The sequence below is a fragment of the Rubrimonas sp. genome (assembly GCF_036788415.1).
Lineage (GTDB): Bacteria > Pseudomonadota > Alphaproteobacteria > Rhodobacterales > Rhodobacteraceae > Rubrimonas.
Window position 1 is genome coordinate 1 of the sequence record NZ_DAIQNN010000198.1, and the last position, 2,892, is coordinate 2,892.

Here is a 2,892-nt window from a genome sequence, read left to right on the forward strand (position 1 = left end):
GTCGGGACCGACAATCTCTGCCCCTATTACGACGTCGCCCTCAAGCGCGACCGCCTCGCGACGCTCGCCGACCGGCCGGAGTTCCGCTTCGTCGAGGCCGATCTGGCCGACCGCGGGGCGATGCGCGCGGTCTTCGATCTGTGCGGACCGCGCCGCGTGATCCATCTCGGGGCTCAGGCGGGCGTGCGCTATTCGCTGAGCCACCCCGAAACTTACGTCGACTCCAACCTCGTCGGTTTCATGACGATCCTCGAGGAATGCCGCCGTCTGAGCATCGCGCATCTCGTCTACGCTTCGTCGAGTTCGGTCTATGGCGGCAACGAGAAGCTTCCTTTCGCCGTCTCGGACAGCGTCGATCATCCCGTCAGCCTCTACGCGGCGACCAAGAAGGCCAACGAGCTGATGGCGCATTCCTACGCCCATCTGTTCGGCCTGCCGGCGACCGGGCTCCGCTTCTTCACCGTCTACGGCCCCTGGGGCCGGCCCGACATGGCCTACTGGAAGTTCGCCGAGGCGATCATCGAGGACCGACCGATCGACGTCTTCAACGAGGGTCGGATGGCGCGCGACTTCACCTATGTCGACGACGCGGCCGACGCCGTCGTCCGGGTCGCGGCGCGCGCCCCTGCGCCCGATCCCGATTTCGACGCCATGCGGCCCGATCCCGGATCGAGCTGGGCGCCGCATCGCGTCCACAATGTCGGCAACACCAGGCGCGAGAACCTTCTCGACATGATCGCCATGCTCGAGACCGCGCTCGGTCGCGAGGCGCGCAAGCGCTTCCTTCCGATGCAGCCCGGCGACGTGGTCGAGACCTGGGCCGACGTGTCCTCGCTCGAGCGCGAGATCGGCTATGCCCCGGCCACGCCGCTCGCCGAGGGTCTCGGCCGCTTCGCCGCCTGGTTCGTCGACTGGCGGGCGCGGCGCTAGGGCGCTAGGGCGCCACCGTCGCGACGCCGAACGACTGCTGGACCGGCGTGAGGACCGAGGTGAAGATCTGGACGAACTTGCGCAGTTCGGTCAGCGGCGCGTTGGTTGAGACCATCAGGTCGCCGTCGCGCATCTGGAAGGCGCGCGCGGCGAAGAGGCCCTCCGCGCTCGTCAGATCGAGGCGGTAGATGATGGCGCGGCGGTCGCGGTCGGCGAGTCCTTCGGCGGGCGGCCCGGGCAGGAGCGCGTCGGCCAGCTCCCGGTCCTCGAGCCGGAGCACGAACACGCCGCGCGGATCGGCGTCGAAATCCCGCAGGCCGGCCGCGGCGCCGAGCGCCGAAAGGGCCGACAGCTCGCGCGTAGGGAAAACGATCTCCGCCTGCGCCGTCGAGGCGCCGAGCGCCACGAAGCGCTCGCGGATCGGATTGAGCACGATCACGTCGCCGGGCCGGAGCGCGATGTCGAGCGCGGGATCGGCGTAGACGTCCTCGAGCATCTCTGCGCCTGCCGCCTGTCCGCGCCGCACGGCGACCTCGACCTGCTCGGGCAGACCGGGCGAGCCGCCAGCGAGCGCGAGCAGCGGCGTGAGCCGTGTGAAGCCGCGTTTGAGGAAATAGACGCCGGGCCTGTTCACCGCGCCTTGCACGGTGACCGAGCGGCTGTCGGCCGAACTCACGCGCACGTCGACTTCGGCGGCCGCGCTGAGCGGCGCGAGGCGATCGCGAATGCGCCCGCGCAGCGCGCCCGGCGTCAGGCCGGCGGCGCGCACGGCGCCGACGAAGGGCACGAAGACCTCCCCCGACGCGCCGATCCGCACCGATTGCAGCGCCGCCGCCCCGGTCTGCGCGCCGTCGGCCTCGGTCGCCGAGATCGGCGGGCCGAAGACCCCGCCGCCGCCCGGCTCCCAGACGAGCACGTCGATCTCGTCGCCGGGGCCGAGCGTCTCGGGGTCGATCGCGGGCGCTTCGAGGAAGGCTTCGGGGAAGCGGCGGGCGGGAGGGCGCTCGAGCTGCGCGGCGACCGCCGGCGTCACGCGCGCCACGAGGCCTTCGAGCGCGCCGTCCTCTTCGTCGGGATCGAGCTGGCTGGCCAGCGGGCCGCTGCGCGGCAGCGCCGCGCAGCCCGAAAGGCCGAGCGCGCCCGCGCCGGTCCACAGACCCGCTCCGATCGCGCGCAGCGCGCGCCGCCGTCCGATGTTCATCCGCTCGGCCGTTCTTCCGCCTCGATCGCCCGGCGCGGGCTTCGTTGTGGTTCCGACCGGGGCCGGGCGCCGTCGGCGGACCATCGCGCGAACGCGCGGGCTTCGCAAGCTGTTGGCGCGGACCGCGCCGCAGCGTAGATGTGACACGCGCGGGAGCTCCCGAGAGAAGGACCGCCGATGCGGACCGCGCAGGACGCGCGCGCCGACGTCGCCAAGAGCGCCGCGGAGGATCTCTATGCGGCAGATGTCGCGCTACCTCGCGCCGATCCGCGCGCGCCAGTCGGCCAGCAGATCGTCGAGCGTCGTCTCCCAGGGGATGCGCGGCGCCCAGTCGAGCATGGCGCGCGCGCGCGCGGCGTCGCCGGCCGTGCGGGGCGTGTCGCTGGGGCGCAGGCGGGTCGGATCGGTCTCGACGGCGACCGGAGCGCGCGCGCGCGCGCGCAGCGCGTCGAGCAGGTCGCGGATGCGCCGCGGCGCGCCGCTGGCGAGGTTGATCACGGTCCCGGGCGCGATCGACCGCGCGCCGAGCAGCGCCGACGCATAGGCCTCGACGACGTCGCGCACGTCGAGAAAGTCGCGCTCGGCGTCGAGATTGCCGACGCGGATCGCGGGCGGCGCCTTACCCGCCTCGATCCGCGCGATCTGCGCCGCGAAGGCCGGGGCGACGAATCGCTCGTCCTGGCCGGGGCCGGTGTGGTTGAACGGGCGGAAGCGGATCGCGTCGAGGCCTTCCTCGGCGAACTGGCCGACGAGCAGGTCGG

3 protein-coding genes are annotated in these 2,892 nt (G+C 72.7%); 1 reads left to right on the forward strand and 2 read right to left on the reverse strand.

The window, feature by feature from the left end; translation table 11 throughout:
• Nucleotides 1–930 (forward strand): NAD-dependent epimerase/dehydratase family protein (locus tag V7Q31_RS18430; protein ID WP_333835301.1); only part of this gene is annotated, 930 nt, incomplete at its 5' end.
• A gap of 4 nt (nt 931–934) precedes the next feature.
• Here V7Q31_RS18430 and V7Q31_RS18435 read toward each other — a convergent pair.
• Together V7Q31_RS18435 and V7Q31_RS18440 are read right to left on the reverse strand one after the other, a co-directional pair.
• Complete coding sequence (locus V7Q31_RS18435) at nt 935–2,131, reverse strand: polysaccharide biosynthesis/export family protein (RefSeq protein WP_333835302.1); 1,197 nt, start codon at nt 2,129–2,131, stop codon at nt 935–937.
• 252 nt (nt 2,132–2,383) lie between these two features.
• A partial coding sequence (locus V7Q31_RS18440) for a GDP-mannose 4,6-dehydratase (protein ID WP_333835303.1) occupies nt 2,384–2,892 on the reverse strand: 509 nt, incomplete at its 5' end.

Coding starts and splice junctions, on each gene's coding strand:
- V7Q31_RS18435 (WP_333835302.1), bottom strand. CDS start 2,131: ATGAACATCGGACGGCGGCGCGCGCTGCGCGCGATCGGAGCGGGTCTG.